Below are 6,000 nucleotides of genomic sequence, written 5' to 3'. Positions count from 1 at the left end.
GGGGTTTTCAAAGAACACAATGAAAAAGCCAGCTGAAGAATGACTTCGGCTGGCTTTGACTATTTACTAGTTTATTTAATGATAGAACAGCAGAACATTTGCGGATTAAAGTCCCAGTGAAATATATTTCACTTCCAAATATTCTTCAATTCCCCAATGTCCGCCTTCACGGCCAAGCCCGCTTTCTTTCATGCCGCCAAACGGAGCCTGAGCAACGGATGGAAGGCCGTCATTGAGTCCAATGATGCCATATTCCAATCCTTCTGAAATGGCGATCGCTTCTGAAATATTTTCCGAATACACATACCCGGCCAGTCCGTATGGTGAGTTGTTCGCGCGCTTGATGACTTCTTCGACCGTTTTATAGGTTGTTACCGGTGCAAGGGGACCGAACGTTTCTTCGATCATGCACGTCATATCGTCCGTTACGTTCGTCAGCACAGCCGGTGTAATAAAGTAGCCTTTTTCACCGGAGATCGCTTCGCCGCCGATTTCAACGCTTGCGCCTTTTGAGATCGCATCATCGAGCTGGTTCTTCACTTTTTGAACAGCAGCTTCATTGATCAGCGGGCCAATTTCAACCCCTTCATTCAAGCCGTTGCCGACAGATAACTCACCGACCGCTTTTTTCAGCTTTTCCACAAATTCAGCTTCAACTGATTCATGAACAAATATGCGGTTTGCGCAGACACATGTTTGTCCGGCATTTCGATATTTGGACCCCATTAATCCAGTCACCGCTTTATTGAGATCCGCATTTTCCGTCACGATAAACGGGGCATGACCGCCAAGCTCAAGCGAGACTTTTTTCATCGTGTCGGCCGCCTGTTTCATAAGCAGCTTTCCGACTTTTGTGGAGCCGGTAAACGAGATTTTACGTACCCGGCTGTCCGCCATCCACGTTTCACCAATGGCGGCCGCATCGCCCGTAATCACATTAATGACGCCTTTAGGAATGCCTGCTTCTTCCGCAAGCTCCACTAATTTAAAAGCAGTCAGCGGTGTCAGCTCAGCCGGCTTAACAACGACCGTACATCCAGCCGCTAAAGCAGGACCCACTTTGCGTGTCATCATAGCTGCCGGGAAATTCCATGGGGTGATCGCCGCCACAACACCGACCGGCTCCTTCGACACGAAAATTCGTTTATTCGAAGCGGCAGCCGGAACCATTTCACCATAAATCCGCTTTCCTTCTTCCGCATACCAGGAGATAAAGCTGTTTGCATAACTGACTTCACCAATGGCTTCTGCTAAAGGCTTTCCTTGCTCGGTTGTCATAATACGGCCAATCTCTTCTTTTTGCTCATCAATTAAGCGAAACCAGTTCATTAATAAAGCGCCGCGTTCTGCTGCTGTTTTCGCTTTCCATCCAGGCAGTGCTGCACTGGCGGCATCAACAGCTTCCGCCGCTTCTTTTTTTCCTGCTTTCGGAACTGTCGCAATGACTTCAAGCGTCGCCGGATTGACGACTTCAATTTGTTCTTCCGTGTTGACCCATTCGCCATTAACATACATACGCCATGATTTCATCCAATTTTCTCCTCCACATCTTTTGTAAACGTACCATCATTTTCCCCGACAAAGAAATTTTTACCATAAATCAGAAGGCACAAGATAATTCCGACTGCGAATGCCCATGATGCTCCTTTAACGACCAATAGTGCTGCCACGATACCCGCAATACCAAGATCCCGCTGGCTTCTTGCTTCTAATATACCAACACGGACACTTACATACCCCTGAATCAAAAGCGTCAATGCAAGCGCGATGCCTAAAATCGGCTCAACCAAACTGACAATTGGCATCAACAGTAAGCCTGTGTTGGTTCCCCACCGGAATGAACCGGCGCCGCCGAAAAATGAATTCATGACTTTCTTGCCTTCTTTATACCGCTCTACTACCACAACCTGCATCGCTGCCCACATTGGGCCGGCCATTGTCACATCCGGACCGATAATACCCATAATGGCGTTTCTTGCTCCAAAAATCAAATGTGCGCGGTTCGGGTTGTTGTCAATTTTTTCGTCAATACGGATATCCTTTGCATCATCCAAAATGGCTTCTTTTTTCAAAATATCTCCAAATAGAACAATATACGTTCCTAATACTGTTGGCAGTCCGCTAATAAACAAAGCGAGCGGCGGCATGCCAAGTCCAAACACAGTGTATTCATTCCAGAGTGTTGCGAAATCCGGACTTGTAATACCCCATTCAATTGTTGGCCAAGGTGCTTCTCCAAATAGAGGAGCAATGACAACTGCCAAAATAATGATTGGAAAAATACCCAAATTTGAAATCAGCACCCAAAATGCATTCTTTTGTTTCAACACCTGAAAATGTTTTGAAAAAATCAAATAAAACGCAATCCCGATCGCAATTGAAATGGTCCATGGGAACGTCTCAAACTGGCCGCCTACTTCAAAAATCGACGTAACCGCACCAATTCCGGCGCCTAGAATAATTCCGGCTTTAATCGCACTTGGCACAAGGCTGACCACTTTTCCGGCAAGACCTGTCACACCAAGAAAAATAGAGAAAATGCCGAGCGTTAATTGGAAGGCTATAAGAGCATATACCCTCTCTTCCCCTTCCGGAAACTGCGAGACATAGGCCATAATGAGTGGAATCGCCGGCGTAATCCAGCCAGGTACAACCGGGTCGCCCAATAAATGATGCGTCAAATATAAAAGTCCATTTAACATAACAACGGCTAATGCCGCTTCAAAAGGCATCCCGAGAAGTTCCATCAATAATGGGATCGCCGCCAAATCAACCGCACACATTAACAACCCCTGAACATAATCCGGCCACTCAAAACGGTAATGAATAAAGGGAAGCCGCAGTTTAAACGGCCCCATCGGAATGTAAGGTGATTCCTCACCATGTATTCTATTTTTCCACAGCATTCCGCTCTCCTCCTATATAGGCCGCTTCATAAATCGCCAAAATATCGGCCTTGTTTAACCGTCTTGGATTGTTTTTCAGCAAACGGTCAATTTTACTCGCATCTTCTGCCATACCTTCTAAATCACTTTCTTTAATCCCCAATTCATGTAATCCGTCTGGAATACGAACAGCTTTACAAAGACGGCTCATCGCCGAAATAGCCTTGTCGGCTGCTTCATTGTCTGTTACATCATCTACTTTTTCACCTAGCGCAGCTGCCACATCTCTAAAACGCTCCAGGCAGGCGATTTTATTCCATTCCATGACATATGGCAGCAATAGTGCATTGCTGACGCCATGAGGAAGATTAAAGCGGCCGCCAAGAGGATACGCCAATGCATGCACTGCGCCGACACCCGCATTGCCAAACGCCATGCCCGCCATGAGACTTGCTGTCGCCATTTGCTCACGCGCCTGAACATTATCCGGATTCGCATACGCTTTCGGCAAATTCACGGCAATCATCTTCATTGCCCCTATTGCCAACGCATCCGTAATTGGTGAAGCATTGACAGAAATATATGCTTCAATCGCATGCACAAGCGCGTCAATCCCGCTTGCCGCTGTAACACCCGGAGGCATCGTCAATGTCATCTCCGGTGAAACGATCGCCGTATCCGGCAAGAGGTAATCGCTTACAATCCCTTTCTTCACTTGTTCTTCTTTATCGGACAAAATCGAAATGTTGGTTACTTCCGATCCAGTACCCGCCGTTGTAGGAATCGCAATAAGCGGAAAGCCTTTTTCCGTTACTTGATCCGTGCCGACAAGATCTGTAAGAGCCCCTTCATACTTCGCATAAGCTGACACCGCTTTGGCCGTATCAATCGCGCTTCCTCCACCTATTGCAATAAGCCCATCATGTCCGCCATCACGAAACATTTGTCTGCATTCTTCTACCACGTAAAACTCAGGCTCGGGTTTGACCCCTAAAAATACCCCTGTAGAAATTCCTTTCAGGTTTTCCTGAATGCGGTCAAGCAATCCTGTCTGTTGAATAATGGTGTCCGTAACAATCAGCGGATTCGTCATTTTCAATCGAGCTGCTTCATTGCTTAACTCCGTCGTTGCCCCTTTTCCCGTAATTAATTTATTGGCAATCTTAAACGTTGAAATGGCCATAAAAAAATCCTCCTTTTCTTTTTCTTTTTCTTAAATGCAAGTAACGTGCCAACAAGAAAAAAGCTTGAAAAGAAGGATATGAAAACGTTTTCGAACGAAATAGAAATCAAAAAGTCATTTTTGATCAGAATTATAATCAAAAGACGGCCGATTTTTCATTTTCGAAACAATAGTGGATTGACTGACCTGAAGTGCTTCCGCTGCTTTTCTTGTCGTTTTGTGGAGTTGCATGGCTTTCATAATTAATTGCTTCTCGACCATATCAGTTGCTTCCTTTAAAGGAATAATTCTGCCTTCCACAATCGGACGTATAACCGATGGAACGCGGCGGATTTTTGCAGGCAGCTGTTCCACACCGACCGTTGAAGAATCACTGGTCACCACTAAATATTCAACAGCATTTTTCAATTCACGAATATTGCCCGGCCAGTCATATTCACATAAAAAATGGCGGGCTTCCGGAGACAATGAAACCGCTGTTTCGTGCATAGCATTAAACTGATCCATATAATAAGAAAGAAGCAAAGGGATTTCTTCTCTTCTCTCCCGAAGCGGCGGAATATGCATTGGCACAACCGTGAGCCTATAATACAAATCCTCCCGAAAGTCCCCTTTTTTCACAAGCTCCTCCAATGGCTGATTTGTCGCGGCAATCACTCGAATATCGACCTGTCTCGCCGACGTCGAGCCGACCGGTGTAAAGGAAAAATCATCGAGCACTTTCAAAAGCTTTACTTGCAGTTCAAGGGGCATATCCCCGATCTCATCCAAGAAAAGAGTACCGCGATGTGCCATTTCGACGAACCCTTTTTTTCCTTTTGCCAAGGCACCTGTAAACGCCCCGCCCACATAACCAAACAGTTCCGCCTCAATTAAGTTCGCCGGCAAAGCCCCGCAGTTCACTTCAATAAACGGATGATCCGCTCTTGAGGAATGCCGGTGAATATACGAAGCTGTCATTGTTTTCCCTACACCGCTCTCACCCGTCAAACACACCGTCACATTTGTTTTGGCCACTTTGCGCGCAAGAGCGAAAAATTGCTTTGTTTCCTCATCTTCAGCTATAAAAGGCAATTTGTCCAGTTCAGCCGAGCCTGCACCGGATTCAAACTGTCCATCCTTCAACTCATCATTCTCAAGCTTCAGCCGGATCAGCTCGGTAATATCCCGCACACTGCTGACGACGTACAAAATCGTTTGATCCCTTCCAAAAACCGGGCTCGCTGACACAATGACTTTGCGTCCATTCGCCAGCTCCTGCATCCGCGTCAGCGCTCTTTTTTCCTGAATGACCTGAATCGAAACCGATTTGGATATATAGCCCGCCTTTTCCAAATCCCTCATATGAAGACCGACTACTTTTTCCGACGAAATTCCCGTAATCCGCTCATATGCTGTATTCACCTTAACGGTAAATCCATGTCCATCCGTTATGTACACACCATCGTATAAAGAATTAATCATGTCCGAAAACATCTTGCTCATTAACAGCTGATGGAATGCGCCGGGTTCCTGCTCCTTCAAGAACTCCTGCAAAAACGGCTGCTGAAAAAAGGTACGCAGCGGCATCAGCACATGACCATTCTGAATCGCGATCCGAATCTCCGCCAATGTGATCATTCCGACCGTCTGCTGCTCTTCATCCACAACCTCCGCTGATTCTTCATTTCGCTCCGTAAGCAAAGTCAGCGCTTCCTGTATCGTATGATCAAGCGTCAACATAACCAATCACCTCATTAAACCAGGGAAAAAGCGCCATGTTTCCATTCAGACAGCGCTTCAATTCCGTTTTTTCTATACTATCATGAAAACAAAAAAAGCACCGCGTTTCAGCAGTACTCCACAAACCAAAACAGCCCTTATACAGCCGTACCATCAATTTCTTTAAAGGGAGGCACGGGGTTCGCCGGAAAATAAAGAGGTTGTTAAAAT

General features: G+C 46.0%; 4 protein-coding genes. All 4 read right to left on the bottom strand.

The genetic code is table 11. The annotated features are described in order from the left end of the window. Positions 1–105: 105 nt before the first annotated feature. Positions 106–1,530, bottom strand: a complete 1,425-nt coding sequence (locus BTO30_RS14375) for an NAD-dependent succinate-semialdehyde dehydrogenase (RefSeq protein ID WP_075399404.1) — start codon at positions 1,528–1,530, stop codon at positions 106–108. Next, entirely contained in the window at positions 1,527–2,906 is a 1,380-nt protein-coding gene (locus BTO30_RS14370; protein ID WP_075399403.1) for a hypothetical protein, read from the bottom strand. The genes BTO30_RS14375 and BTO30_RS14370 overlap by 4 nt, the downstream gene beginning before the upstream one ends. Continuing rightward, positions 2,890–4,068 (bottom strand): iron-containing alcohol dehydrogenase, encoded by a 1,179-nt coding sequence (locus BTO30_RS14365; protein ID WP_075399402.1) that lies wholly within the window; start codon positions 4,066–4,068, stop codon positions 2,890–2,892. The genes BTO30_RS14370 and BTO30_RS14365 overlap by 17 nt, the downstream gene beginning before the upstream one ends. 114 nt (positions 4,069–4,182) lie before the next feature. Then, complete coding sequence (locus tag BTO30_RS14360) at positions 4,183–5,790, bottom strand: sigma 54-interacting transcriptional regulator (protein WP_075399401.1); 1,608 nt, start codon at positions 5,788–5,790, stop codon at positions 4,183–4,185. Positions 5,791–6,000: the final 210 nt, after the last annotated feature.

This window comes from Domibacillus antri (assembly GCF_001936625.1).
Taxonomy (GTDB): Bacteria; Bacillota; Bacilli; order Bacillales; family Domibacillaceae; genus Domibacillus; species Domibacillus antri.
The sequence above is the reverse complement of the archived record's forward strand: the minus strand, read 5'-3'. Positions and strand labels throughout refer to the sequence as shown.

What these genes read in the sequence shown, in the direction of transcription:
- BTO30_RS14365 (WP_075399402.1), bottom strand. Translation starts at nt 4,068, where the DNA reads ATGGCCATTTCAACGTTTAAGATTGCCAATAAATTAATTACGGGAAAA.
- BTO30_RS14370 (WP_075399403.1), bottom strand. Translation starts at nt 2,906, where the DNA reads ATGCTGTGGAAAAATAGAATACATGGTGAGGAATCACCTTACATTCCG.
- BTO30_RS14360 (WP_075399401.1), bottom strand. Translation starts at nt 5,790, where the DNA reads ATGTTGACGCTTGATCATACGATACAGGAAGCGCTGACTTTGCTTACG.
- BTO30_RS14375 (WP_075399404.1), bottom strand. Translation starts at nt 1,530, where the DNA reads ATGAAATCATGGCGTATGTATGTTAATGGCGAATGGGTCAACACGGAA.